28 protein-coding genes are annotated in these 23,090 nt (G+C 64.0%); 9 read left to right on the top strand and 19 right to left on the bottom strand.

What is annotated here, in order from left to right; all coding sequences use genetic code 11:
* Positions 1–51 precede the first annotated feature (51 nt).
* From P6U24_RS19920 to P6U24_RS19905, 4 genes are all read left to right on the top strand, one after another.
* Entirely contained in the window at positions 52–384 is a 333-nt protein-coding gene (locus tag P6U24_RS19920) for a cytochrome C (protein ID WP_407154226.1), read from the top strand.
* Between the two features lie 149 nt (positions 385–533).
* Positions 534–1,373, top strand: a complete 840-nt coding sequence (locus P6U24_RS19915) for an HD domain-containing protein (protein WP_407154225.1) — start codon at positions 534–536, stop codon at positions 1,371–1,373.
* Between the two features lie 185 nt (positions 1,374–1,558).
* On the top strand, positions 1,559–2,701 hold the full coding sequence (locus tag P6U24_RS19910; RefSeq protein ID WP_407154224.1) for a PepSY-associated TM helix domain-containing protein: 1,143 nt from the start codon (positions 1,559–1,561) through the stop codon (positions 2,699–2,701).
* A complete protein-coding gene (locus P6U24_RS19905; RefSeq protein WP_407154223.1) occupies positions 2,698–2,856 on the top strand; it encodes a hypothetical protein in 159 nt (52 codons plus the stop codon). The genes P6U24_RS19910 and P6U24_RS19905 overlap by 4 nt, the downstream gene beginning before the upstream one ends.
* 3 nt (positions 2,857–2,859) lie before the next feature.
* On the opposite strand, the gene P6U24_RS19900 is transcribed toward P6U24_RS19905, so the two are convergent.
* The 10 genes from P6U24_RS19900 to P6U24_RS19855 all read right to left on the bottom strand — a co-directional run bounded on the left by P6U24_RS19900 (position 2,860) and on the right by P6U24_RS19855 (position 10,288).
* Positions 2,860–3,534 carry an HAD family hydrolase gene (locus P6U24_RS19900; protein WP_407154222.1) on the bottom strand — a complete coding sequence of 225 codons (675 nt, stop codon included), beginning with the start codon at positions 3,532–3,534 and terminating at the stop codon, positions 2,860–2,862.
* Positions 3,535–3,694: 160 nt separating this feature from the next.
* Complete coding sequence (locus tag P6U24_RS19895; RefSeq protein WP_407154221.1) at positions 3,695–4,078, bottom strand: hypothetical protein; 384 nt, start codon at positions 4,076–4,078, stop codon at positions 3,695–3,697.
* A gap of 75 nt (positions 4,079–4,153) precedes the next feature.
* Positions 4,154–5,287, bottom strand: a complete 1,134-nt coding sequence (locus P6U24_RS19890) for an alpha/beta fold hydrolase (protein ID WP_407154220.1) — start codon at positions 5,285–5,287, stop codon at positions 4,154–4,156.
* Positions 5,288–5,350: 63 nt separating this feature from the next.
* Positions 5,351–5,557: a hypothetical protein gene (locus P6U24_RS19885; protein WP_407154219.1), complete on the bottom strand. Its 207-nt coding sequence runs from the start codon at positions 5,555–5,557 to the stop codon at positions 5,351–5,353.
* Positions 5,558–5,771: 214 nt separating this feature from the next.
* Positions 5,772–6,692, bottom strand: a complete 921-nt coding sequence (locus P6U24_RS19880; RefSeq protein ID WP_407154218.1) for a hypothetical protein — start codon at positions 6,690–6,692, stop codon at positions 5,772–5,774.
* Between the two features lie 383 nt (positions 6,693–7,075).
* The gene (locus P6U24_RS19875) at positions 7,076–7,285 is read right to left on the bottom strand and encodes a hypothetical protein (protein ID WP_407154217.1); all 210 of its coding nucleotides are present in this window, start codon (positions 7,283–7,285) and stop codon (positions 7,076–7,078) included.
* A gap of 131 nt (positions 7,286–7,416) precedes the next feature.
* Complete coding sequence (locus P6U24_RS19870; RefSeq protein ID WP_407154216.1) at positions 7,417–7,638, bottom strand: hypothetical protein; 222 nt, start codon at positions 7,636–7,638, stop codon at positions 7,417–7,419.
* Between the two features lie 66 nt (positions 7,639–7,704).
* Positions 7,705–9,033, bottom strand: coding sequence for a PQQ-dependent sugar dehydrogenase (locus P6U24_RS19865; protein ID WP_407154215.1), 1,329 nt, complete (start codon positions 9,031–9,033; stop codon positions 7,705–7,707).
* An 8-nt stretch (positions 9,034–9,041) separates the two neighbouring features.
* On the bottom strand, positions 9,042–9,434 hold the full coding sequence (locus P6U24_RS19860; protein WP_407160523.1) for a DUF2231 domain-containing protein: 393 nt from the start codon (positions 9,432–9,434) through the stop codon (positions 9,042–9,044).
* A gap of 386 nt (positions 9,435–9,820) precedes the next feature.
* Positions 9,821–10,288 (bottom strand): hypothetical protein, encoded by a 468-nt coding sequence (locus P6U24_RS19855; RefSeq protein ID WP_407154214.1) that lies wholly within the window; start codon positions 10,286–10,288, stop codon positions 9,821–9,823.
* Positions 10,289–10,466: 178 nt separating this feature from the next.
* On the opposite strand from P6U24_RS19855, the gene P6U24_RS19850 reads away from it, so the two are divergent.
* Positions 10,467–11,318 carry a 3-hydroxybutyryl-CoA dehydrogenase gene (locus tag P6U24_RS19850; protein ID WP_407154213.1) on the top strand — a complete coding sequence of 284 codons (852 nt, stop codon included), beginning with the start codon at positions 10,467–10,469 and terminating at the stop codon, positions 11,316–11,318.
* A 953-nt stretch (positions 11,319–12,271) separates the two neighbouring features.
* The gene (locus tag P6U24_RS19845) at positions 12,272–12,571 is read left to right on the top strand and encodes a copper-binding protein (protein ID WP_407154212.1); all 300 of its coding nucleotides are present in this window, start codon (positions 12,272–12,274) and stop codon (positions 12,569–12,571) included.
* Positions 12,572–12,579: 8 nt separating this feature from the next.
* On the opposite strand, the gene P6U24_RS19840 is transcribed toward P6U24_RS19845, so the two are convergent.
* Entirely contained in the window at positions 12,580–12,777 is a 198-nt protein-coding gene (locus P6U24_RS19840) for a hypothetical protein (protein ID WP_407154211.1), read from the bottom strand.
* 464 nt (positions 12,778–13,241) lie between these two features.
* On the opposite strand from P6U24_RS19840, the gene P6U24_RS19835 reads away from it, so the two are divergent.
* On the top strand, positions 13,242–14,003 hold the full coding sequence (locus P6U24_RS19835; protein WP_407160522.1) for a DUF2066 domain-containing protein: 762 nt from the start codon (positions 13,242–13,244) through the stop codon (positions 14,001–14,003).
* A gap of 92 nt (positions 14,004–14,095) precedes the next feature.
* Here P6U24_RS19835 and P6U24_RS19830 read toward each other — a convergent pair whose 3' ends face one another.
* On the bottom strand, positions 14,096–14,311 hold the full coding sequence (locus P6U24_RS19830; protein ID WP_407154210.1) for a hypothetical protein: 216 nt from the start codon (positions 14,309–14,311) through the stop codon (positions 14,096–14,098).
* A gap of 280 nt (positions 14,312–14,591) precedes the next feature.
* On the opposite strand from P6U24_RS19830, the gene P6U24_RS19825 reads away from it, so the two are divergent.
* Entirely contained in the window at positions 14,592–15,320 is a 729-nt protein-coding gene (locus P6U24_RS19825) for a DUF3750 domain-containing protein (RefSeq protein WP_407154209.1), read from the top strand.
* Positions 15,321–15,333: 13 nt separating this feature from the next.
* Here the strand turns inward: P6U24_RS19825 and P6U24_RS19820 are convergent, their stop codons facing one another.
* The 3 genes from P6U24_RS19820 to P6U24_RS19810 all read right to left on the bottom strand — a co-directional run bounded on the left by P6U24_RS19820 (position 15,334) and on the right by P6U24_RS19810 (position 19,290).
* Positions 15,334–16,095 carry a hypothetical protein gene (locus tag P6U24_RS19820; RefSeq protein WP_407154208.1) on the bottom strand — a complete coding sequence of 254 codons (762 nt, stop codon included), beginning with the start codon at positions 16,093–16,095 and terminating at the stop codon, positions 15,334–15,336.
* A 191-nt stretch (positions 16,096–16,286) separates the two neighbouring features.
* Complete coding sequence (locus P6U24_RS19815) at positions 16,287–16,556, bottom strand: DUF2312 domain-containing protein (protein WP_407154207.1); 270 nt, start codon at positions 16,554–16,556, stop codon at positions 16,287–16,289.
* A 172-nt stretch (positions 16,557–16,728) separates the two neighbouring features.
* A complete protein-coding gene (locus P6U24_RS19810; RefSeq protein WP_407154206.1) occupies positions 16,729–19,290 on the bottom strand; it encodes an ATP-binding protein in 2,562 nt (853 codons plus the stop codon).
* 332 nt (positions 19,291–19,622) lie between these two features.
* Between P6U24_RS19810 and P6U24_RS19805 the strand changes: the two genes are divergently transcribed.
* Positions 19,623–19,862, top strand: a complete 240-nt coding sequence (locus tag P6U24_RS19805) for a hypothetical protein (protein ID WP_407154205.1) — start codon at positions 19,623–19,625, stop codon at positions 19,860–19,862.
* 88 nt (positions 19,863–19,950) lie between these two features.
* Here the strand turns inward: P6U24_RS19805 and P6U24_RS19800 are convergent, their stop codons facing one another.
* The 4 genes from P6U24_RS19800 to P6U24_RS19785 are packed head-to-tail and all read right to left on the bottom strand — an operon-like array spanning position 19,951 to position 22,426.
* Positions 19,951–21,141 (bottom strand): cytochrome P450, encoded by a 1,191-nt coding sequence (locus P6U24_RS19800; RefSeq protein WP_407154204.1) that lies wholly within the window; start codon positions 21,139–21,141, stop codon positions 19,951–19,953.
* A 51-nt stretch (positions 21,142–21,192) separates the two neighbouring features.
* Positions 21,193–21,426 carry a hypothetical protein gene (locus tag P6U24_RS19795; RefSeq protein ID WP_407154203.1) on the bottom strand — a complete coding sequence of 78 codons (234 nt, stop codon included), beginning with the start codon at positions 21,424–21,426 and terminating at the stop codon, positions 21,193–21,195.
* Positions 21,427–21,476: 50 nt separating this feature from the next.
* The gene (locus P6U24_RS19790; RefSeq protein ID WP_407154202.1) at positions 21,477–21,779 is read right to left on the bottom strand and encodes a hypothetical protein; all 303 of its coding nucleotides are present in this window, start codon (positions 21,777–21,779) and stop codon (positions 21,477–21,479) included.
* Entirely contained in the window at positions 21,776–22,426 is a 651-nt protein-coding gene (locus tag P6U24_RS19785) for a transglycosylase SLT domain-containing protein (protein ID WP_407154201.1), read from the bottom strand. Before P6U24_RS19785 ends, P6U24_RS19790 begins: the two co-directional genes overlap by 4 nt.
* Positions 22,427–23,090 lie beyond the last annotated feature (664 nt).

Here is a 23,090-nt window from a genome sequence, read left to right as displayed (position 1 = left end):
GTATGTTCTGGAAACCAGAGGCTGCTGCGCGCCGGGCTTGCCGCGGCCGGCATGTTCTTGCTCTCGGCCAGCCTTCTGGCCGGCGCTGTCGCGCGCGCGGAGAATCTCGATGCGGGTAAGTCGGGCGCCAGGCTGTTTGCCGAGAGCTGCACGACGTGCCACCGCAGCGCACGCGGACTCGCCAAGGGCCGTTTCCGCCTCACGCTCTATCTGTTTCTGCAGCAGCATTATGCCTCCAGCTCCGACTCGGCGTCCGCGCTGACGTCCTATCTGCAGTCGGTGGACACGCCGGCGGCAGCGGCGCCGCGTGCCGCCAGGCATCCGCGCCCCGGCGCCCGGTCCTTGCGGCCGCCGCGTCCGCCGATGCCCGTCCTGAACCGCTAGGCGTCGATCTCCGATCGTCCGCAGTTGATCCGGGTGCATGGTTCGGCCTGTGGCCGACCTCGCGCAGTTCGGCTATGCTGCATGGTCAGCGGCACAGCATCAGTGCTTGGGAGTCAACGCGGCAGCTCGACTGAAGCGGGGTAGCACCCATGATGACCTTACCGGAGCTCGCGGCGGATGCGCTGGAGGAATTCCTCGGCTCCTACATGCGCCGCCGTTTTGGATCGTTGCAGTCTCGGCTCTCCGAGCTCGTGCCCGCCACGGCCCGTGTCGCGCTCGAATGCATTGGCAACAGCGACGCGCTCTATCACAATGTCGAGCATACTTTGCTGGTGACGTTGGCCGCTCACGAGATCCTGCGCGGCCGCGCCCTGCACATTTCTGTGCCGCCCGACGACTATGCACATGTCATCATCGCCTGCCTGCTGCACGACATCGGCTATGTCCGCGGCGTGTTCAAGGACGAGGACGAGGGCGACGAATTCGTTGTCGACGATGGGAATCAGAAGGTCGTGCTGCCGCGCGGCTCCTCCGATGCGGCTTTGATGCCGTATCACGTCGATCGCTCGAAGCTCTTTGTCATGAAGCGGATGGTCAACATGGAGCCGCTCGACAAGGAGCGCATCGCGCGCGCCATCGAGGGCACGCGCTTTCCGCCGTTGCCGGGGCAGCAGTTCGACGAGGAGCAGTCGATCGTGCGCGCCGCCGACTTCATCGGCCAGCTCGGCGATCCCAACTACATCCGCAAGGCCAATGCGCTCTATTACGAGTTCGAGGAGGTCGGCATCAACCGCCAGCTCGGCTACGATTCGCCGGCCGACATCGTCAATCGCTACCCGCAGTTCTATTGGCAGAGCGTCGCGCCGAACATCCAGACCGAGATCCGCTATCTCAACATGACCTCGACCGGCCGGCAGTGGATCGCCAATCTCTACGCCAACATCTTCCGCGCCGAGCGCGACATCTCGCTGTCGGGTCCGCAGACCTGAACCACGCCCGGAAGCGGCGTGATCAGCTCGCCGCGACCTGCGATCAGCACCGCGATTTTGAGACGAATGCGCGGCATCCCGCCGCAGTCTCGCGCGTCATTAGACCAATTCAAGTCTGTCGCACCGCCTCATCGCCGCGTGCTGATGTTAAGCAGCGCACGGCCACGAGAGGGAGCGAAATTGCGGTGACGGCGAAGGCAGTGCGGGTCTGGCGATGGGTCCATCAATGGACGAGCCTGGTCTCGACCATTTTCCTGCTGTTGCTGTGCCTGACCGGGTTGCCGCTAATCTTCCATCACGAGATCGACGACTGGCTCGGCTATGCGCCGCAATCGAGGCCGGCGCCGGCGGATGGCCGCAAGGCTGCGATCGACGACATCGGCCGCGCGGCGCTGGCGCGCGAGCCCGGCAAGGTGCTGCAATATCTGGCCTGGGACAAGGACGAGCCCGGGCTCGTCACCGCTTATGTCAATCGAGCGGCGGACGGCCCTCCCGACGAGACCGTGGTCGCGGCGTTCGATGCCTATGATGCGCAGCCAGCCGGCCGTGTCGACACCGGACCGATGCTGGTGCTTTTGAAGCTGCACACCGACATGTATCTCGGTCTGCCTGGCGAGCTGTTTCTCGGCGGCATGGGTCTCTTGTTCCTGATCGCGATCGCCTCCGGCATCGTGCTGTATTGGCCGTTCACGCGGAGGCTCGATTTCGGGACGTTGCGGCGCAAGTCGTCGCGCCGCGTGCGATGGCTCGATTGGCACAATCTGCTGGGCATCACGACCGTGGTCTGGGCTATCGTGGTCGGCGCCACCGGCGCCATCAACACGCTGGCTCAGCCGATGCTCGATCAATGGCGCGCCACCGAACTCGCCGCCATGGTCGCGCGCTACGCCGGAGCGCCGGCACCGGCGCAGCTGGCCTCGCTCGACAAGGTGGTGGCGGAGGCGGCCAAGGCCGCGCCGGGCATGGAGGTCGCCTTCATCGCTTTTCCCGGAACGCCATTTTCGTCATCGCATCATTTCGCGGCCTTCATGCGCGGCGACCAGCCGCTGACGTCCCGGCTGCTCAAGCCGGTGCTGCTCGACGGCGCGAGCGGCGAGGTGAGCGATACGCGCGAGCTGCCGCTTTATCTGAAGGCGCTGTTCGTGTCGCAGCCGCTGCATTTCGGCGACTATGCCGGGCTGCCGCTCAAGATCATCTGGGCGATCCTCGACGTCATCACTATCGTCGTGCTCGGCAGTGGCCTTTATCTGTGGGCCGCGCGAACCGTGCGGCGGCGTTCGCGCACGGGCGAGGGCGCTGCCCTGCGCGCCGCCCGGGAGGCGGCATGACGCGCGTGTTCGCAATGCCGCTCGCGCTGGCGGCGGTCAGCGCGTTCGGTCTCATCGCGGCGTTCGCCTTCGGCGAGACCGGTCACGTGCTCTCGTGGCTCGGCGTCGGCGCGCCGATCGCCGTGATTGCCTGGTTCGGGCTGCGGAGCCGCTAGAATTCAGCGCCGCCCGCCGACTTCGTCGATATGGTCGAGAAGATCGGCGGGATCGTCATAGACCCTGATGGCGCCGGCCTGCCTCAGCTCCTCGGAGCCGTAGCCGCCGCTGAGCAGGCCGACACCGAGCGCGCGGCAGCGCGTTGCGGCGAGCATGTCCCAGATGCTGTCGCCGACCACGATCGCGCGCTCGATCGGCGTGTCCAGGCGCGCGGCCGCGGCCAGGAACAGGTCGGGATCGGGCTTGGCATAGCGGACCTGGTCGCGGGTCACCACTGGGCAGGTGTCGGGATCGACGCCGAGCGCCTGGAGATTGACGGCTGCGGTCTCCATCCGTCCGCTGGTCGCGATCGCCCAGGGGATGCCGGCCTCGCTCAGGAAGACCAGCAGCTCGCGCGCGCCGGGCAGCGGGCGGACGGTGCTGCCCAACTGCTGATAGGCCTCGGCATGGGTGCGGCGCAGCCGCTCGATCCGATCGGGTTCGATGGCAAAACCGGTCTCGCGCAGGAGCTGGTTTGTGAACAGGCCGCCGCTCATGCCGATCTTGCGGTGGATGCGCCAGACGGAGAGATCGATGTTTTCGCTGTCGAGCGCGGTCTTCCAGGCGAGCACGTGCTGATAGACACTGTCGACCAGCGTGCCGTCCAGATCGAACAGAAAGGCGGTTTCGATGCGCATCGGCCATCTCCCAATGAGGAATTGCTGCCGTGCGACAGGCGCGGCCGCTCGCCAACGTTCCTAGCTAACCGAGACTTCCGGCGATGGTCGCTGCGCAGACGCCCGGATCACGTGCTCCTGACCATTCGGGGCGCCGCATTTGTGCAACTGGCGCTCACGCTTAGTTTTCCTTGGGACGAATGAACCCGGCGAGGCGCTTCTTCTGGTCCGCACACCAGGCGGTCATGCCGACATTGCGCTGGTCGTGGTCGGTCACCTGCGTCGCTATCGCGACCTCGGCCATCAAGTCATCATCCTGCTTCTCGCCCATGCGGCCGCCGGTGTGCAAATAGGCGATGGCCTTGCGCACCTTCTCCGTGGTGCCGTCGGGCATGTGCATGTCCTGCGCCCGCTGCACGAGGTCCTGATAGACCAGGTCGGTGCCGGGGCATTCGACCTTAGCCGCGAAGGCCTGCAGCACCATGGTGACATAGACCGAACGCGGCTCGGCCTGCACTGGCGCGGCCGCAACCAGCAACGCAGCCATCGTCAAAGCATAACGCATCCTTGGGACCTCCCTGAACCCTGTCGTTTTCAGCAAGGCTACCGTCGCAGCGTGCGCACGGCAATAAGCAAGATTTCATTCGAGCGAGGGTGCGGGGGCGGGATTGGGAGGATCGGCGAACGGCCGCACGCGCGCGACCAGCTCTGCCAGAAATCGATCCGGCCGATCAAACGGAATGAAATGATCGCCACCACGGACCAGCACAAATTCCTTATGTGGCGCGATCAGCCGTTCGAAATATTGTTCGGCTGGCCCGCTTGGCGTGACGTCATCGCCGTCGCCCTCGATGAAGAACGCGGGTATCGGGAATTCGAAGCCGAGCGAGGCGAGATCCCGCTTGAACATCGGACCGTCGCGCCCGCGCAAGTACTTTGCCGAGAACGCGATCCCTCCATTCCAGTTGTACCAATCAAGGAGAGAGAAGTCCGGCATGAACAGAGGCGGGATGGGACCGGCCGGCTCGAGACGATCGGCGGATGGGAGCGCCAACGCCTTGCTCCATTTTTCCGCAACGAGCCGATTTTCTCCATTCATCGCCGGCTGCGAGGCGATCGGCGTCAACTCGGCCAGGGCTGCTGTGTTGTTCGCCGCCTGCGCCAACGCGCGTAGATGAGCGATTGTGATCTCGAAGCTCTTCTCGAAGGTTGCTCTCCCGACGACCTGCCCCGTGCCGACATAGGCATAGAACAGGTCCGGACGTTGCTTGACGATGCTGACGCCGAGAAAAGAGCCCCAGGAATGCCCGACCAGGATGATCTTGTCCTTGTGCAGACGGGTTCGCAGATGCTCCGCGAGCTCGATGCCATCGAGCGTCATCCGCTCCAATGTCATGGTTGGAGCGATCGCTTCTGTGTTCGCGCCATAGGTGCGGCCGGCACCGCGTTGATCCCACTGCACGATGGTGAAGTATCTCTCCCAAGGCAGCCAGCTCGACGAGAGGGGCAGGGTCGAGGCGCCTGGGCCTCCGTGGACGAACAGAAGGACTGGATTGTTCCGATCTTCGCCGCGGATTTGGACCCACTGTTCAATGCCGCCGAGGCGGACAAATGCTCCCTCCTGTACTCCGCTGGGCGAATGGATTGCGAGGAGATCGCTAGCCAGATGCTGGCGGTAGCCACGATAGCTCAGTCCGGCGCCCGCCACCGCGACCAGGAGTCCGGCGACGCACAGGAGAGGTATCCAAATCGATCCCGCAGCTTTGCGCAACATCGACGGCACCTATCGTCGTCTGCGATAGCGCGGGCGCCCGTGCCAGGGGCCCGCACCCGCGCATCACTTGTTCAGGCGACGCTCCTGCTCCTTCAGCAGGATGTCGAGTTCGTCGGATTGTTGCGCCAGACGCTCCGCATTGCGTTCTTCGTCGGCCGCGCCGGATTGCGAAGCGGCCTGCTCCGTGATCTGGCGGATGTTGTCGCGCAGCACCGCGATGCGATGGGACAGTTCGGATGTCGATAGGGAGGTTGGATCGGTCAGGCTCATGGGCTCCTCGCCATACGCGCCGCAAGGCAAGTCAGCCTAGAGCATGATCCGGAAAAGTGGAAAGCAGTTTTCCTCGCGACAAGCGCCGAAGACGTCTGCGCCGAGATAATTAATCAAATAGATGAGATCATGATGCGATTCCTTCCCATCGCATCATGACCTACCCGGCGCGTATTCTTGTCGCACCACCGCACCGGCCATGCTCTCCCAAAGGTCACCTCACCGGCATCGGCGGTCGCACTACGGTCTCAACACCCGGGTCGGACGAGACCGGCGGCGGCGGTGCTGACGGCAGCGGCATCGGAGCCGGGGCTGCTGCGATCGGCTGCGCAGGCGGCGGCGAATAGACCGGGCGGGGCCGGTGGAGCGGCGCGGCGGTGGCAACTGTCGAGGCAGCCGGCCGCGGCGCCGGGCGTGGACGCAGGGTCTGTTCGATCGCCTTGGGATCGAACGGCTTGGCCTCGGCCGTGCGCTCCGCAGCCTTCTCGGACCCCCGCGCCATGTCGCGGGCCATCTGCTCCTGGCCGGCCTTGAGCTGCGCAATGCTGGCTTTGAGATCCGCGATCTGCTGGCCCATCGCGGCAAGATCATGGGCCATCGACTGCAGGAGCTGCGTGCTGTCCTGGCTCGGGGCGGCTGCCGCCGGCACGGTCGGCGCTGCCGACGCCGCACTGTCGGTCGCTTGCGCCGTCGTCGCCGGCGTTTGCGCTGGATCCTCGGTGGCTGCTGCCTGCGGCGCGGTGGCGTCCGGCTGCGCCGGTGAAGCGACCTTCTCTACCGCGGGGTTCGATAGCGAGATCCGCGGCATCCAGCGTCCGATCATCTCCTGTGCCTGGTCGCCATAGGTCTGCCAGGCCGCGGCCCCGACGGCGCTGCAGACGGCCAGCGCCACCGCAAGCCCGGTACGGACCGCCCAGGTCGCGATCGAACTCCGGCCGCCGCCTGGATTTAGCGCATCCACATCCGAGGGGCGGAATGTGGTGTCGACTGTTGGCGTCGGCCCCTCCAGGGCCCGCCGGGCTGCATCGGAACCGGCACCGGAGGCCACCCGGTCGGCCCGGGCGGCGAGCACCACCGCGGGGTCGATCACCGGGCTGTGCGGATCAGTGTCTTTCGTGGTCGGCGTGGAAAGCATCGACGCTCCGTCCTCCATTGTCGCCCGCCTGGAAAGAGCGGGGCGCGGATCTGCGCCAACGTGTGACACGGCCCCGGAGGGAGCCTACGCGGGCGCAAAGTGGATACCGGTTGTCCCCTGGCGCCAACGCTCATGGCGTTCGTGCGTCCAGTCATTTCCTATTGAAAGCCCGGCGCAGGAGGTCCCATCCAAGACTCTTTTGCGCCTGCTCAATAAATCCCTGCCAAGCTCCACAGTCCAGCCGGATTTGACCAAACGAAGGCATGGATTTGGCGAATGTCGGGCTGCTTTGTGGATCATTTGGAGCGCGGAACAGGCGGGGTCGCCGGCCGCGGGGGGACGGGGCATGATTTTGCGCTGCGGCGGTCGCGGCGCGAGCTTCATCAACCGGGAGAGGAGGGACGCAGGGTCGGCGAACTCAACAATTCATTGATGGTCGCAGCGGTCTCGGCCTGGCGCGCCTTTTTCATCAATGCATCGCGCTCCTGCCCGGCGGGCAACCGGCGCGCTGCCTCCCGCGCTGCGGTTGCCGCCTCCCGTAGTCGCTGGTCGAATGATACGGTCTGCTTGCGCCGGTTTCGTCTGGTCGTCACATCGGCCTCCTTGGGTTTGGAAGCCGTAAGTGTCGAACGGACGCAGCATGGCCGCACTAACCCACGTTACTGTGCACGATCACGATAATAAGACGGTGGACCCAGGAACGATTTCGCGTTTTGAGGTCACATCATCCGTTCGGGGTCATCTGGAAGGGCGCCCCGGAGCGCGCAGCTTCTCCGGCCGGCACGCTTAGATGCACTTCGTGTCCCTGTCGGATCGCCAGCGACGCGGCCGCGGCCGCGGACTCGAACGCCGCTTCCTTGGTGGCGAAGTCGCCTTCGACATCGCCGTCGTGCAGCACGCTCCAATGGTCTTGAACCGGTACGATCGCGTATTGCGCAAGTCCCACGTGAACCTCCCGCAGATCTCTCAGCTGACAAGAACGCGCTGGCCGATGTCGCGTTCCCGCACTGCCTCAACTGCCGGCCGCTGTCACTCGCCAAACCGTGTTGCCGACATCGTCGGCGATCAGCAGTGCGCCGGTCTTGTCCACCGCGAGCCCGACGGGGCGGCCACGCGCCTGGTTGTCGCCGTTCAGGAAGCCGGTGACGACATCCTGCGCCATGCCGTTGGGCTTGCCGTCGCTGAAGGGTACGTAGATCACCTTGTAGCCGTTGAGCGGTGTGCGATTCCAACTGCCGTGCTCTCCGACGAAGGCCCCGCCACGATAGGATTGCGGCAGCGCGTCGGCCGTGTAGAACACCATGCCGAGCGGCGCGACATGCGAGCTCAGCGCGTAGTCAGGCGGTATCGCCTTCGCCACCAGGTCGGGCCGCTGCGGCATCACCCGCGGATCGACATGCTGGCCGTAATAGCTGTAAGGCCAGCCATAGAAGGCGCCTTCCTTCACGGAGGTCATATAGTCCGGCACGAGGTCAGGGCCGATCTCGTCGCGCTCGTTGACGACGGTCCACAGCGCGCCGCTTTGGGGCTCGAAGGATAGGCCGTTCGGGTTCCGCAGGCCGCTGGCGAAGATGCGCCATCGCCCGCTCTCGCGATCGACCTCGAGAATGTCGGCGCGGTTTTTCTCCGCTTCCATCCCGTTCTCTGTGATGTTGCTGTTGGAGCCGACGCCGACATAGAGCAGCGAGCCGTCCTTGCTGGCCACCAGGCTCTTGGTCCAGTGATGATCGATCGGGCCGCCCGGCAGCTCCGTCAGCGTGGTGCCCTGTGCCTTCATCTCGCTCTCGCCGGGACGATAGGGATATTTCACGATCGCATCGGTGTTGGCGACATAGAGGTCGTTGCCGACCAGCGCAACGCCGAACGGCGAGTTGAGATGGTCGATATAGACGCTCTTCGCCTCCGGTACGCCGTCGCCATTGGCGTCGTGCAGCAACGTGATGCGGTTGCTCGGTCCGGTGCTGCCGCCCGAGGTTGCCCAGGACTCCACAAGGGCCATCACAATGTCCTTTGGCCGCTTCGGTGGCGGCGGGGGAGGCGCCTTGGACTCCACCACCAGCACGTCTCCATTGGGCAGCGTATAGAGCGAGCGTGGATGCTGCAGGCCGGTCGCAAGAGCTTCGATCTTCAGGCCAGGGGCGACCGTCGGCGTCTCACCCTGTTTCCAGCCCACCACACGCGCGATATTCACCGGCGGCAGCAGATATTGCGTCAGTGCCGGTAGTGCGGGGTTCGCGCCGACCTGGGCTTTGGGATCGCCGCCTTCGTTGCAGCCGGAGAGCGTGACGGCGATGCCGCCGAGCAGCAGCGCGGTCAGCCAGGGAGCCCAGCGAGCGGCCATGGGCATTCTCATCGCGCCACTCCCACGCCATGACGATAGACCAGAGACCAGCCGAGCCAGCCCGTGAACGGCAGGATCAGCACGGTGACCAGCGAGAGGATGAGGCCGACCGGCACGACCGACGTCCACGCATCCCGCGTGTGAATCAGCATGTTGAAGAAGGCGAGAATGATCACCGCGATATTGCCGAGCATATGCGGCCATGCCGGAGACTGGCTACGGATGCGGCGGTTGCCCAGGAAGTCGATCAGGCCTGCGATCGCGGCCAGCACGCCGAAGATGAGGCCGACCGTCAGCAGCCAGGCGGAGAAATTCGCCCACATCATCTCGGCCGTCAGCCAATACGCGATATCAGTAATGAAGGCCCCGACGAAGCAGGTGATGGGGATCGGGACCAGCATGACATGGATGGGATGGCGCGCGATCTGGACGGTCGGCTCGAGATGATCGCCAGGCGTCAAGGCAGTCTCCTGCAAAGCGCTCTCCTGACAGTAATGGGACAGATCGAAATTCCCTGAGGGTTTCCGCGAACCAATCCGCGGCCACCGGGCTCGGTTCCAATCGCAGCGAATCCAGGCGATCACAGCGTGGCGAGGGCGCTGCTGATCAACGATGAGTGCGCCGCTTGCGATTAGTCCTTCACGGATGCCCCATGGGGCGATGCGTGAAGGCCTTTGGTCCCGCAAGCCCACGCAGCAAGCCGCGCCTTTGCGCGTCGGGAACGTCGGTAAGGCGAGCGGCCCACTCCGATTGATCGGCGCGAATTGGCTGCCGAGAAGCGGCGCGCTCAGCGACTCCTGTTGAGGGGCGCGTTACCTCGCGCACTGTCGCTCCCCGCATCGTTCGCCGGCGCTGGCGGCGCCGCAGAACTGGGCTGGTTGTTCCGCGATGCACTGCCCGTCGTCTGACTGCCCGTGCTCTGCTGGCCGCCGGTAGCCTGGCGGGATGGCCCGGACGGACCGTGCGTGTCGGCGAGCGACCAGATCATCAGCGCGACCGCGAACACCACCACCACGATCGGAATCAGGATTGCGTACGGCCTGCTCGCACGCATGGGAAGGTCACCGCCGGCCGGCGCGTTTTGCTCGGCGTCATCATGGGCTCGCATTGCCGCTTCCGTATTCCGATCGAGCCGCGCCCGCTCGCCGGCACCCAGCCGGCCGGCACGAGTGGCCGCAAAAGCAAGGATGAGTCCGAGAATAATGATCCCGGCACCCCACAACCAGAACGTCTGGAATCCACCGGTGTCAGCCATCTCACTGCTTCCTTTGCTCCATCAGTCGCAGCTCCGCGACATCAACTGATCGCGCCAACGGATGGATGTTGCGATCGTTCCTAACGCTCGGCGGGCTCTATCGGACGCCCGGTTTGCCTGTTAAGCAACGTCTCGGCACGGGACGCGATCCCGGTTCGGGACGGAAGGAGAGCAGCATATGATTGAGACGCTCGGCATCATCGGGGCTGGCACCATGGGCAACGGCATCGCGCAGGTCTGCGCGGCGGCGGGCGTGCCTGTGATCATGATCGACATTTCGGAAGCCGCGGTGGCCCGGGGGCTTGCCACGGTCGGCTCGAGCCTCGACCGCCTGGTGAAGAAGGAGAAGCTCACGGCTGCCGACAAGGAAGCGGCGCTGTCGCGCATCACCGGCTCGACCGACCGCGGCAAACTCGCGGCTTGCGACCTGGTGATCGAGGCCGCGACGGAGAACGAGGAACTCAAGCTGAAGATCCTGAAGGATCTCTGCCCGATCCTGAAGCCGGAGGCGCTGATCGCCACCAACACGTCCTCGATCTCGATCACCAAGCTCGCCACCGCGACCGATCGTCCGGATCGCTTCATCGGCATGCACTTCTTCAATCCGGTGCCGATGATGGCGCTGCTCGAATTGATCCGGGGCCTACAGACTTCGGATGCCACGCACGCTGCAGCGGCCGAGTTCGCCAAGCGGATCGGCAAGGTCGCAATCACCGCAAAGAACAGCCCGGGCTTCGCGGTCAATCGCATTCTCTGTCCGATGATCAACGAGGCGATCTTCGCGCTCTCAGAAGGCATCGCCACGGCGGCCGACATCGACGAGGGCATGAAGCTCGGCTGCAATCATCCGATCGGACCGCTCGCGCTCGCCGACCTGATCGGGCTCGATACCATGCTGTCGGTGATGGAGGTGTTTTACAACGGCTTCAACGATCCGAAATATCGTCCTGCGCCGCTGTTGAAGGAGATGGTTGCGGCCGGACAGCTTGGCCGCAAGTCCGGCAAGGGGTTCTACGATTACAGCAAGTAGCGCGGAGGAATGTCGATGAGGTCATCATCATCGCGACCAAGCTGATCGATAACTGATAAATGACACAAACCAACGGCGGGCGTTGCTCCGCGCGTCCGCCGTTCCCCGTACGGTCATATCCTTGTGAATCCCATCCCTGTGGATCCGATCCCGAATCGAGGGAAATGCCGTTTCAGCCATTTGATCAATTCGTCGATTGAACCCCGTTCGATCTCCAACTGATGGCTTTGAACACGGCACAGCGCCGGGCGGGAAGGGGCCATGCCTTGCTGATGCGGCCCGCTAAACCTCGACCCGGCGTGCCGTTCGTGGGGTTGCCGCTATGCGCCGGCCCGATCCGGACAACCGGAGCACTCAGCGGTTCTGGTACGGAGGTGGCGTCATCAAACCTCCCTTGCTCTGGTCGAAGTCGTCGCCATAGCGATCAACATCGCTGTTCCGACGCAGTCGCTTCGAACGACGCATCTGATGCTCCTCCCATCATGTCGCGCTGTCAAGCCGCAATATGACGCAACGATGAATGCTGACGAGACGCGCAATCCGAGATCCGCGAAATGTCAGCCGTCATGACCATGATCGTCCGCTCCAATACGTGTGAGATGTTGAAAGTCCGCAGTGTCACGGCTGATGCAAGACTAATGATGACGCGGCTCCATGTGAGACATGCGCGGAAAGCCGGCTCCAAGGATGCGTATAAATCAACATCGCCGTTTCAGGACTTCGTCAAACCGCCGCGTTTGCGTGTCAACATACGCATGGTTCCCGGAACCAGGCGCAGGGGCGGCGTCTTGTAGCCGCGAGCAGACGTTCTGTCGTGTCGCCATGAGAGGTGGCGTGTACGCAGGGTGCGAGCTAAGAAAGTCGCGAGCACCTGGGCTGATCTACGTTGCACAACATGCTGCGGTGTCGGGATGAACATCGAGGCCGCTGCACGGACTATGAGGAGAGGGCCGATGAGAGTAGCAACAATTCTTTTCGCAGGTGTCGCGGCCGCCGCCATCAGCCTGTCAGCCCATGCGGCCGAGCAGGGCGCGACAGGCATGGTCACCGGCATCAACCGGCTGAACGGCACCATCGCGATCCAGCGCATCCAGACCGGCACGGTTGGCGCCAACACCGGCGGCACAGCCGAGGAGTTCAAGATCAAGGATACTGCCATGATGGAGGACGTCCACGCCGGAGATCGTGTGACATTCTCGACCGTCGACAGCGGTGGGGCCAAGACCATCACCAAGCTGGATCGGCAGAAGTAGTCCGCAGGTCATGCAGAGCGATGACCAACGCCGGATGAAGCGGTGCGAGCCGATTCGTCCGGCGCGGCGTCGTGATGGTCATGGATCATGATCATGGATCGCAGCGGCTGCGGAGCATCTGGAATAAAGCGCAACAATCTGACACAAAAATCGACAAATGCGGGAAACGCCGACGATGCCGCGCGATGAGTGACGCGATCCGACATCAGTTATTAGACATCATTTATTAAATGAGTGACTGGACGCGCTCTCGATCATTCTGCCTCAGTCGCTGAGCTGCTCGAATGCAACACGCCCTTGCAATCTCCACGGGTTGCAAAGACTTAGGACGTAATTGAACCGCTCCGGTGTAAGCGCCTTAATCCCGTCTTCGCGGGACACTCGGCGGGGCAGTACGTCAGCGACGGTCGGGTCCGGCGGTCGCGACGGCACGACGTCGAGGCGGGGAGACCGCGCATGGGTTTCTGGGCGGGGATCAGACGGTGCGCGCACCAGGCGCCGCCGGCGGCGATGAATCCGATTCCCGTTGCCATCGCGCGTGTATATGCTGCGGCCCACGACATCGAACGATACTTCCCCAGAGGTGGAGATCATCGATATGGTTCGGCAGTGGCACGGTTGGGACGTCCGGAGCGTTCTCTTCGGAGTGTTGCTCGTCATCTCGTTCGGCATGACGCCGGCGCGCGCTGACGATCTCTATCGTGCCCAGACCGCCGTCACCGGACAGGGCGAACCCAACCGCCTGATCGGCTTTGCAGCCTGCCTGGAAGACGTGCTCATCAAGGTCTCCGGCGCATTGCAGCTCGCCGGCGATGCGCGACTTGAACCGTTCAAGTCTCGCGCGGCCGATTTCGTCACCGCCTTCGATTATCACGACCAGATGTCGGGCAAGCCCAAACGCGACGAGCAGGGCACGCGCGACCGGCCCTATGATCTGATCGTCGATTTCGACAAATCAAAAATCGATGAGCTGCTGGGCTCCCTTGGGTTGAAGCCATGGCTGTCGCATCGGCCGACGCTCGGCATCATCGTCGCCATGGTGGCGGCGGCGCGCAGCTTCATTGTCACGGCAGACGGCAGGCAATCAGACCTGCAACGCGATTCCGCGCGGATCGCCGCGTCCAGGCGCGGCATGACTATCTTGCTGCCTGACGAGGCATCCGTGGCCAAGCTGAATGTCGGTGATGCCGCGCTGATGACGGCGCCCGTCGAGACCCTGGCGCCGCTGGTCGCCGCGCAGGGGCCGGAGGCCATCCTGATCGGACGGCTGGCCTGGGACGATGATGATCTCGGCTGGGTCACCGAGTGGCGGCTCGACGCCGACGGGCGGTCGCACCGATGGAAGATGCGCGGCGTCACCTTCGACGAGGCGTTCCGTCGCGGCATCGGCGGCGCGGCGCAGGTGCTCTCGGGAAACGGCGATCCCGGCTAGTGCGGAGAATCAGACCTTCACTTAGGGATGGCCTCGGCAGGATTAAGCGAGTGTCCGAGCAGGCACACCGGCCGGTGGCGCGCCGCCGCAGCTCAGGCCTGGCTTTTGGGGGTGTACTTGCCTGCGACGCATTTGTAGCTCTGCAGATGCCAGGACTGATAGGGGCCCTTGGAGAGCCAGTCGGCGATACCGATCTGCGCGTTGACTGCGCATGACATCATCGTGATTCCGGACATCTCGCTATTGGTCACGACCTTTTCCATGCAGAGCTGGCCGTTGCAAAGCAGGGCGACGAGAGTGACGAGCATGATAACCTTGCGTGAAAGATGGAACCCGGCAATGATGAGCAAGCATGCTTTATGCCAAGTTCCAAGATCGTGCTTCTGCGGCCCGTAGTTCTACAGGGCGAAACAGCGCGATGCGGCTCGAAGGTCGGCAGTAGGGCCCGCGATCACTATCTCGTTTGCCGCGAGGGAAGTTCTGAACCCACGGCGGCGGAGGTATCACTGGCGAAGGCGGCCGCAGTGACTACATCGCAGTCATCGCCTGCCGCTCCCCCGGTCGCCCGCCCCCTTCGTGAAGAAATCCGTGCTCCTCCTGGTGTTTCTCATCTTCGGCCCGATTGCTGTTTCGGCCGCCAGCTATCTTGCCGTCGGCGATCGTCGCGCCAACTGGCAGACTGCGGACCGTTCCAGTGCAGGGCTGCTGCTGCCGGCGTCACAGCACCTGGATGCGTTGGTCCGGGTCTATGCCGCGCGCACGGTGCGCTGGCGCGGCATCTTTGCGGTCCATTGCTGGATCGTGCTGAAGGAACGCGGCGCCCTGCGCTACACGCGCTACGATTACACCGCCTGGGGTGAGCCGATCCGCGTCGACGGCTTCGCGCCCGATGGCCGCTGGTTCGGCGCCTTGCCGGAGACCGTCTTGGCCGTCGATGGCGACGATGCGGAGCGAGTGATCCCGAAGATCCGCGCGGTGGTCGAGACCTATCGGTTTCGCAGCCTGGGCGACTATCAGGCCTGGCCCGGGCCGAACTCCAACACCTTCGTGCAGGCCGCGCTGAATGCCGTGCCGGAGCTGCGCGCAGTGCTGCCGCCGACTGCAATCGGCAAGGACTTTCCCTATCACGGCGAGTGGTGGGGACGGACCGCCTCGGGCACGGGCCTGTTCGTCTCGCTCGGCGGCTATCTCGGCCTGACGGTCGGCTGGATCGAAGGCGTCGAGCTGAATCTCTTCGGCGCGGTGCTCGGCTTCGACCTGCGGCGGCCGGCGCTGAAATTTCCCGGCACGGGCCGGCTCGGCATGCCTCTGACCTGAAACCGTCTGCAGACTACGGCTGCGTCGTGACGATGCCGAGCCTGCTCCATTCGGACGATGGCAATTCAGTCATTTGGTGCGAGGCCGAGTTGCGGTCGACGATGTCGAGCAGTGCAGGATCGACGCCCATCTCGCGCAGATAGATCCTGAACTGCGTGTCGAAATACGTCGCCATGCCCTCGCGGTGTTCGTCGGAAATATTGGGTGCCCGGCGATTGCGGATCGTCATGCCTTCCAGGATCATCTGGGTGCCCGGAGGAAGGCGGCGATGCACCGCGCCGGCCAGCATCAGCACGCAAGCCGTGTCGCAGCGGGGCGCGGACTGATCAAGGCGGGCATCGAGCGGTCCACCGGGACGCTTCAGCGCAAAGCAATCCGCACCCGGCCTGTCCTTGCAAGCATCGACCTCGGTGCGGCCGGCAGTGGCGTCGATGCCGCGGTCGCGCAGGATCCGCCCGAGACTGGTGGCGACATTCAGAGCGGACGCGCCCCAGGTCTGAATCACGAGCGGCAGCTTGTGGCCGGCTTGCCGGTCGAGGATCGCGATCAGCCGCTTATGCGTATCCCATTGCACGGTCCCTTCGGCCGCGATCCAGTCCGAGCAGCCAGGGCCGCAGGCATCGGTCGCGCCATGCGCAACATAGAAGATCATGGCGTCGGGCGGCGAGCCGAAACCGCCGACCGGCGACCGTACGGTGGTCTGGCCGAAGGCGGTCGTCGCCGTGATGATGACGGCGATAAGCGCGCCGAAAAACAATGCGCGTCCCGCACTCATGTCCGCAGCCCCTGGTTGATCCCCGAGGCATTGTCCATCGGGACGGAGCGCGGCGCAAGCAGCGCATTGCAAGACGCGTTTCCCGTTGGATCATCGCGCAGCGACGCACATATCGGAGGATGGAGAGGCGGGTTGCGCACCCGCCGTCTCCTCGTCGGTTGCGGCGGAGAAGCCGCCTCGCGCGTCAAACCTCAGGCTGCTTTGGCTTGCGGTTCCTTCTCGGCCGTCTCCATCGCGCGCAGATACATGTCGAGCAGCGTCTCGTGCTCATCGCGCTCGTCCTGATCCTGCTTGCGAAGCTTGATGATCTCCTTGAGGATTTTCACGTCGAAGCCCTCGCCCTTGGCTTCCGAGAAGACTTCCTTCTTCTGCTCGTTCAATTCCTGCAATTCGCTGTCCAGAGTCTCGATCCGCTCGATGAAAGAACGAATACGACCGCCGGGAATGCTGATGTCGGACATGGTGCCTCTCTGATGAAGGAGACCGCGAAAATGCAGGCAAAGATCTAACCAAGATGTTAACGCTGAACGGCCGGCCGTGCTCGATTGCGACGTGCTTAATGCGGAACCGCAATCCGCTGTTCGCAGTGAAAGAGCCGGCCGATCCACGGCAGCAATGGCCCGGCCATTTGCATCACGACCCCTGCATCACCGATTTGAGATATTGCGCGAGCTCGGCACGTCGAAACGGCTTGCCGATGATCGGAAACTCGTCCTCCGCGCCATGGCGGGCCAATATGTCGGCCGCATTGCCCGAGGTGAGCACGATCTTGATGCCGTTGCGCAGCCGCCGCGCCTCGCGCGCGAGCTCGATGCCGCTGATGCCCTGCGGCATCACGACGTCGCTGAACAGGAGATCGAACTCCTCCTCGCTCCTGAGCATCTGAACGGCCTCTGCGCCCCGGCGCGCACAAAGCACCTGATAACCGAGCTGCTTCAGCATCGCGGAGGTGACGTCCAGCACCTCGTCATCGTCCTCCACCACGAGGATGCGCCCCGAACCGGCCGGCAAGTCCTGGATCTGCAGTGCCTGTGCCTGCGCTTCCGGCATCCTGGTCGATTTCGGCAGGTACAAGCTGACTGTGGTGCCCGCGCCAACCGCGCTCTCGATCGTGACGTGGCCGCCGGATTGCCGGACGAAGCCATAGACCATGCTTAATCCAAGGCCGGTGCCCTTGCCGACCTCGTTGGTGGTGAAGAACGGCTCGAACACCCGGTCCAGAGTCTCGCGCGGCATGCCGCGTCCGGTGTCCGTGACGGACAGCTTGACATAGGCGCCCGCCGCAACGCCGGCGATGGCGCCGTCCTCCAGCGTGACGTTCCGGGTCTCGATCTGCAGCGCGCCGCCATCCGGCATGGCGTCGCGCGCGTTGAGGACGAGATTGAGCAGGGCGGTCTCGAGCTGCGCCGGATCGACGTGACAGAGATGGACACGATCGTCCGAGATCAGCCTGACTTCGTTGCCCTCGCCGATCGCGCGGCGGATCAGCCCTTCGAACTCGCGCACCAGCGTGCCGGCATGGACCGGCTTCGGGTTCAGTGTCTGTTTGCGGGAGAAGGCGAGCAGCTGTGCAGTGAGGCGGGCGCCGCGGTCGGCAGCCTTGCGCGCGGACGCCGCCAGTTGCCGGATGCTGTCGTTCTCGCCGGCGAGATCATCGATCAGCTCGAGATTTCCGGAGATGACCATCAGCAGATTGTTGAAATCATGCGCGACGCCTCCGGTGAGCTGACCGACCGCCTCCATCTTCTGGCTTTGATGCAGCTGCTCTTCCATCGCGCGGCGCGCCTCGACGGCGTGCTTGTGCTCGGTGATGTCGCGGAACAGCACGGCGACGCCTTCGCCCGACGGGAATGCGTTGACCTCGTACCAGACGCCGCCATAGCAGGTTTCGAATGAGGCCCGGCGCCGGTTCGGCACCGCCTCGTGCACCAGCGCCGAGGTCTCCAGATTGACCGCGTCCGGAAACGTCTCGCACAGGTTCAAGCCGAGCAGGTCGCGCCCGCCGGCAAGCTGCAGCCTGGCGTTCTCGTTGAGATAGGTGATGTACCATTCGGGATCGACGATGATGACGCAATCCGTCGTCGATTCGAAGATCGCCGTGATGCGCGCGGCGGCGTGCTCGGCTCGCTCCTTGGCCTCGCACAATTCGTGCTCGCGATCGGCGAGCGCATTGGCCATGGTGTTGAACGCTGCAGCGACCCGGCTGATCTCCGACTGCCTGTCCACGATCGGCACGCGCCGTGCGTAGTCGCCGAGCCGCCACTGGTTGGCGGCATCGGCCAGCTGCGTCAGCGGATACTGGATAAAGCGCCGTGCGCCGAACCATGTCAGCGCCAGTGCCACCGCGGTGCAGAGCACGATCAGGAGGATGCCGAGCCGGGTGCGCTGCTGGATCGCGCTGAAGGCCAGCGTCTTGTCGACGCCGATCGTGACCAAGAGCTGCCCGGAATCGGTCTGCAGCCCGGCGTAGCCGACGATGCGCTCGACGCCATCGAGATCGCGCGTGGTGACCGTGCCGGGGCGATCCAGATCGGTGGCATGGTCGGACGGCATCTTCCGGCCTACGAAGCTTGCATTGTCCGGATAGCGCGCCAGGTAGGTCCCATTGCGATCGGTGATGGCAAGCACCGCTCTTCGCTGCACGCCTTTGTGCGCGATGTAATCGGCGAGCCAGTCCAGACCAAGGGCAGCAATGACGACGCCGCCCATCTGGGCATCATCGCCATAGAACGGTACCGCGAAGTGCAGCACCCTGCGACCGGTCTGCCGGCCGATCGCATAGCTGCCGACCGTGAACTTGCCGCTCTTCACCGCGCTGGCGAAATAGGCGCGCCCGGCGGCGGTCTCTCGCTTGAACGCGCCGCTGGAGTCGCAAAACGCCTCGCCCTCCATGTCGACGACGATGAAGCTGATGAATTCCGGATACCGCTCCCTGATCCTGGAGAGATAGGCGCCGCAACCCTCTGCATCTCTGGACTTGATCGCCGGAAGCTCCGAGAGCGCGATCAGCGCCTGGCGAATGCCCTGCACGATCTGCTGCTGCTCGGCCGCGGCGAGCTTGGCGAGCCCGAGCACCTGCTCCTGCACCTCCATTTCGCGCGACCGGCGAAGATCGAATTCATTGTAGGATTGCACGGCGATCGCCGGCAGGAGCGCAACCGCGACCAATAGAAATAGGCGCAACAACAGGGTCACGGCTCGTCATCCAGCGTCCACTCAAGCTCTCCTTCGAAGCCGATGCTCCGCTATTCGTGAAGCGATCTCAGCGCGCATGGGCCTTGCGGGTGAGTAGCAGAACACTTGTTTTTTTCAGCTACGGAATCGTTGCCTCGCCCCGAAACTCCGTTACGGCCGTAACGAGATCTGGACGGTGCTGCCATGAATGACGTGTTTGCTTCGGCGTGAAATGCCAATACCGAAAGTGGGAACGGACCTGAATATGCGTTCAAGAAAGTTTCGCCCTCGAAACCGGAACGGTGGTCTGATGCATTCGTTTTCTGTCCAGGGTAACGAGAGGAGAGAGGATCATGATGAAACTTTCCTATGTTCTCGCCGCACTTGCGACCCTCGCAGTGGCAGTGCCGACTGTGGCAAGCGCTGAGGATTTCGGCGTCCACATTGGCGTGGGCGGCGACCGCTACTATCGTGACTACGATGGTCCGCGGTTCTACAGGCACGATTATGGCTGGCACCGTGGATGGTATGATCGCGACGCCGATCGTACGGTCGTCATCAGGCGCCACCACTTCCATGATTGGGACGACTAAGCCCAACGCGTGACGGAACAGGCGTAACGAAGATGGCTCCCGAAAGGGAGCCATTTTTCGTTCGTAGAACTCAGCTACTTCCAACATCTCAGCCAACAGCGATCACCGCGTCGCGCAGCTCATAGCCCGTGCTCACCGGATTGATGGTCATGGTCGGCGGCCGTTCCAACCGCAGGCGGGGAACGCGCAACAATTGTTCGAGGAAGATCGCGGCCTCCTGCAGCGCGACCGCCGCGCCGGGGCAGCGATGCGGCCCGTCGCCGAAGCTCATCAGGCTGGCGGCGGCCTTGGGAGCGCGCACGCGGTCCGGATCGAGCTGATGAGGGCAGGGACCTGCCGCAGCTTCATCGCGATTGGCGGCGCCGACGTCGATCTCAATGAGCGTTTGTGCGGCAATCGTCATCGGCCCGGCATCGGTCTCGAGGGCCATCGTGCGCGCCGCTCGCCGCTTCAGCACGGAGACCACCGGTTCGAGCCGCAGCACCTCCTCCAGAATGATCATCCGCTCCGGCTCGTCGGCATCGAGGAAACGCGCGCGCAGCTCGTTACGCTCGAACAGCCGCAGCGCCGCCATCACGATGAACTCACGGGTGGTGGCCATGCCGGCCGCGGCATAGGTGAGGCATTCGGTCAGGATCTCGCGCTTGGAATAGCCTTCCGCGATCAGATGCGAGATGACGTCTTCGCGAGGGTTGAGGCGACGAGCACGAATAGCCGGCCGCACGTCGAACAGATAAAAGCTGAGGGTGCGGAGCTGGCCACGCACGACGTTGCCGACCGTCGCGAATGTCCCATGCCGTCCCGGGGTGGCGGAGAAAAACCGGTTCAGCCGAAGCGCCATGCTCTCGCGCGAACTATCGGTGAGCCCGACGATATCGGCGGCGACCGCCACCGCGAGCTCCAGGCTCATGTCGTCGAGCCGTGCGCGACCCGCGGCGCGAAAACGCTCCACCAGCGTGCGGCTGGTTGCCTCCATCAGCGCCCGCGTTGCCACCACGCGCGGTGCGAAGAAGCGTGCGGTGGCGCTGCGCTGCCGCTGATGGGCTTCGCCATCCTGGTACATCACGGGCGCGTGGGCGCGGCCGATGAAGCGCGAGACGAGCTCGGCGTTGAAACCTGCCTGTCGGACATCGGCGGAACGCAGCACCTCGCGCGCCGCGGCAAAGCTGTCGATTTTGAGCACGGCCGCGATGTCGCCCTTTGCGGTCTGATCGGATGTCGAGGACTCGGCCTGGTGCGGGCAGCTCTGCTGCTGCAAGGTCGCCCGTTCAGATAGCATGATGCATTCCCGGTGCCGTTTGCGACGTCGCTGCATTTTGCAATCGGCGCATCAGGCCTCGCTCTCGTCGGTGTAGCTGTTCGGTCCACGACGCAGGACGCCGTAGTTGCTCGATTTGCTGCCGTCTGCCTCGGTGATCCCGGCCGAGGCCAGCCCCAATTTCAAGAGCTCGCGTACGGCGGCGGCACGCGTCGGCATCCGATGGGCGAACCGGAAGTCGTCGATGACGGCAAGCTCTGCCGGCGAGAGCATGATCTGCAGGCGTTCCTCGCGGATCTTGTTCATGACTGCCCCTTTTCGCTGTCAGGGCTCTGGATTGGACCATGAGTAGATAGCTAACTCTGAGTAAGAGTTCGAAGTTCCGGCAAAGTCGACGAATTCGCCAAATGAGTAATAAACATCAATAAATTCAATGGGTTGTTCATTTTGCGGTCATCTTGGCAGGCGTAGCCTTTCGGCCAAGGAGATTGGCTCATGGAAAAAAGAATCGAGCTTCCGAAAATCCCAAAGGACTCGAAGCCGCCGAAGCGGCCGAGCCAGGATGAGGTGAGAGAGAACGCAGATAAATGGGCGCTCAGTCCGGGCCTGCAGCCGCCCAAATAAGGATCGTTGTCGGCGCCGCAGCGTCCGCCGATCATTGCTCGTTGCGGTCTTCGGCCGCCAGACGCTTGAACTCCCGCTTCATCGCATTGACCCGGCCCAGATAGCCGGAGACGAGATGGTCGCCGCAGCGCTCGCCGTCGGCCACCTGAAAGGCGCGGCGCGCGAAGGCGAGCGCCGGGCCGGCGCCGCAGAGATGAATGATGGTGGCGAGATCCTGCTTCTGCTGCGCGTTCGGCTTGGCGTCGGGTACGCGCGCCAGCACGGCAGCGACATTGCGATCGAGGTAGATGGCGGCGAGCGCGATGGCGTGGCTCGGGACCACGCGGAGGTAGGGGCTCGCCCCGCAATCATCATCGACGACGGCGTGATTGCGGATGCAATAGCGCGCCACTTCCGCATAGGCCGGATCGGTTGTCTGGTAGAGGCCGACCGCACTGGACGCGGGCTTGTAGAGCGAGAACGGATTGAGCGCGAGCTGCCAGCGCCAATAGGTGCGCGCGACCGGATTGCCGGAGCTTTCCGTCTGCGCCAGTGCCGCCAGCAGCTCCGGCGTGATCGTCGCGGTGGAATAGGTGCGAAACAGCGACCCGTATTGCCGCCACGTCTCCGACGGCTCCTTGTCGAGCCGATGGCCGGCGATGAAGAACAGCTCGGTCGGCTTGCGCGCCACCTGATAGATCATGTTCGCGATAAAGAATATCGCGAGCAGGATCGCTGCGATGACGATGATCCTGATGGGCCGGAACGTCGCGCCCAGCGTCCCGCCCTGTCCAATGTCCCGGCCGCCAGCGCCTGATGCGGCGGAGCAGGGCGCTCCAGCGCTTGCCGGTGCGGGATTTGCTGGAAGATCTGGAGCGCGGCGGCACGAAGGACGATCTGCGTTTCGGAACGACAGGCGTGCTTGTAAGGGGATGCGAGCGGGAGCGAAAGTCGTTGTCGAAGGCTGGCGTTGATCGCGCAGCCGGCCATCTGTTCCGGCGTCATCGGCCGGTTCAACCGGCCGCCACTGCCCTCTCCGCGCGTCATTCCGGGGCGCCCCAACGGGGCCGCGCAAAGCGCGGCCCGATGGCAGGCTTCGGGTGAGGCCGGAATCCATGACCACGATTGTGAGCATGGATTCCGGGCTCGCGCCGCTCCGCGGCACGCGCCGGAATGACACTGTCTGTGTTGCGTACTCTGTCAAATATGAGTCAACCTCCTCGCGGCGCGATGACGCGTCCGAGCTTTGCAAACCGTTCACCCTCATCATGCAGAGGGCGCAGGGAAGGCCGGATGCAAGGCCTGCACCCATGGCCCGCCTGCAGAAAAAAGCAGGCGGCAGTCACCACAGGTACGGCCCAACAACC

Source organism: Bradyrhizobium sp. STM 3557 (genome assembly GCF_045571465.1).
Lineage (GTDB): Bacteria > Pseudomonadota > Alphaproteobacteria > Rhizobiales > Xanthobacteraceae > Bradyrhizobium.
Note: the sequence above shows the minus strand (reverse complement) of the source record. Positions and strands in the feature narration are given on the sequence as shown.

Bases quoted from the DNA above. Each gene is read 5' to 3' on its own strand.
- P6U24_RS19920 (WP_407154226.1), top strand. From the start codon at position 52: ATGTTCTTGCTCTCGGCCAGCCTTCTGGCCGGCGCTGTCGCGCGCGCG.
- P6U24_RS19915 (WP_407154225.1), top strand. From the start codon at position 534: ATGATGACCTTACCGGAGCTCGCGGCGGATGCGCTGGAGGAATTCCTC.
- P6U24_RS19905 (WP_407154223.1), top strand. From the start codon at position 2,698: ATGACGCGCGTGTTCGCAATGCCGCTCGCGCTGGCGGCGGTCAGCGCG.
- P6U24_RS19900 (WP_407154222.1), bottom strand. From the start codon at position 3,534: ATGCGCATCGAAACCGCCTTTCTGTTCGATCTGGACGGCACGCTGGTC.
- P6U24_RS19895 (WP_407154221.1), bottom strand. From the start codon at position 4,078: ATGCGTTATGCTTTGACGATGGCTGCGTTGCTGGTTGCGGCCGCGCCA.
- P6U24_RS19890 (WP_407154220.1), bottom strand. From the start codon at position 5,287: ATGTTGCGCAAAGCTGCGGGATCGATTTGGATACCTCTCCTGTGCGTC.
- P6U24_RS19885 (WP_407154219.1), bottom strand. From the start codon at position 5,557: ATGAGCCTGACCGATCCAACCTCCCTATCGACATCCGAACTGTCCCAT.
- P6U24_RS19880 (WP_407154218.1), bottom strand. From the start codon at position 6,692: ATGCTTTCCACGCCGACCACGAAAGACACTGATCCGCACAGCCCGGTG.
- P6U24_RS19865 (WP_407154215.1), bottom strand. From the start codon at position 9,033: ATGGCCGCTCGCTGGGCTCCCTGGCTGACCGCGCTGCTGCTCGGCGGC.
- P6U24_RS19860 (WP_407160523.1), bottom strand. From the start codon at position 9,434: ATGCTGGTCCCGATCCCCATCACCTGCTTCGTCGGGGCCTTCATTACT.
- P6U24_RS19855 (WP_407154214.1), bottom strand. From the start codon at position 10,288: ATGGCTGACACCGGTGGATTCCAGACGTTCTGGTTGTGGGGTGCCGGG.
- P6U24_RS19850 (WP_407154213.1), top strand. From the start codon at position 10,467: ATGATTGAGACGCTCGGCATCATCGGGGCTGGCACCATGGGCAACGGC.
- P6U24_RS19845 (WP_407154212.1), top strand. From the start codon at position 12,272: ATGAGAGTAGCAACAATTCTTTTCGCAGGTGTCGCGGCCGCCGCCATC.
- P6U24_RS19840 (WP_407154211.1), bottom strand. From the start codon at position 12,777: ATGTCGGATCGCGTCACTCATCGCGCGGCATCGTCGGCGTTTCCCGCA.
- P6U24_RS19835 (WP_407160522.1), top strand. From the start codon at position 13,242: ATGACGCCGGCGCGCGCTGACGATCTCTATCGTGCCCAGACCGCCGTC.
- P6U24_RS19830 (WP_407154210.1), bottom strand. From the start codon at position 14,311: ATGCTCGTCACTCTCGTCGCCCTGCTTTGCAACGGCCAGCTCTGCATG.
- P6U24_RS19820 (WP_407154208.1), bottom strand. From the start codon at position 16,095: ATGAGTGCGGGACGCGCATTGTTTTTCGGCGCGCTTATCGCCGTCATC.
- P6U24_RS19815 (WP_407154207.1), bottom strand. From the start codon at position 16,556: ATGTCCGACATCAGCATTCCCGGCGGTCGTATTCGTTCTTTCATCGAG.
- P6U24_RS19805 (WP_407154205.1), top strand. From the start codon at position 19,623: ATGATGAAACTTTCCTATGTTCTCGCCGCACTTGCGACCCTCGCAGTG.
- P6U24_RS19800 (WP_407154204.1), bottom strand. From the start codon at position 21,141: ATGCTATCTGAACGGGCGACCTTGCAGCAGCAGAGCTGCCCGCACCAG.
- P6U24_RS19795 (WP_407154203.1), bottom strand. From the start codon at position 21,426: ATGAACAAGATCCGCGAGGAACGCCTGCAGATCATGCTCTCGCCGGCA.
- P6U24_RS19790 (WP_407154202.1), bottom strand. From the start codon at position 21,779: ATGATCGGCGGACGCTGCGGCGCCGACAACGATCCTTATTTGGGCGGC.
- P6U24_RS19785 (WP_407154201.1), bottom strand. From the start codon at position 22,426: ATGATCTATCAGGTGGCGCGCAAGCCGACCGAGCTGTTCTTCATCGCC.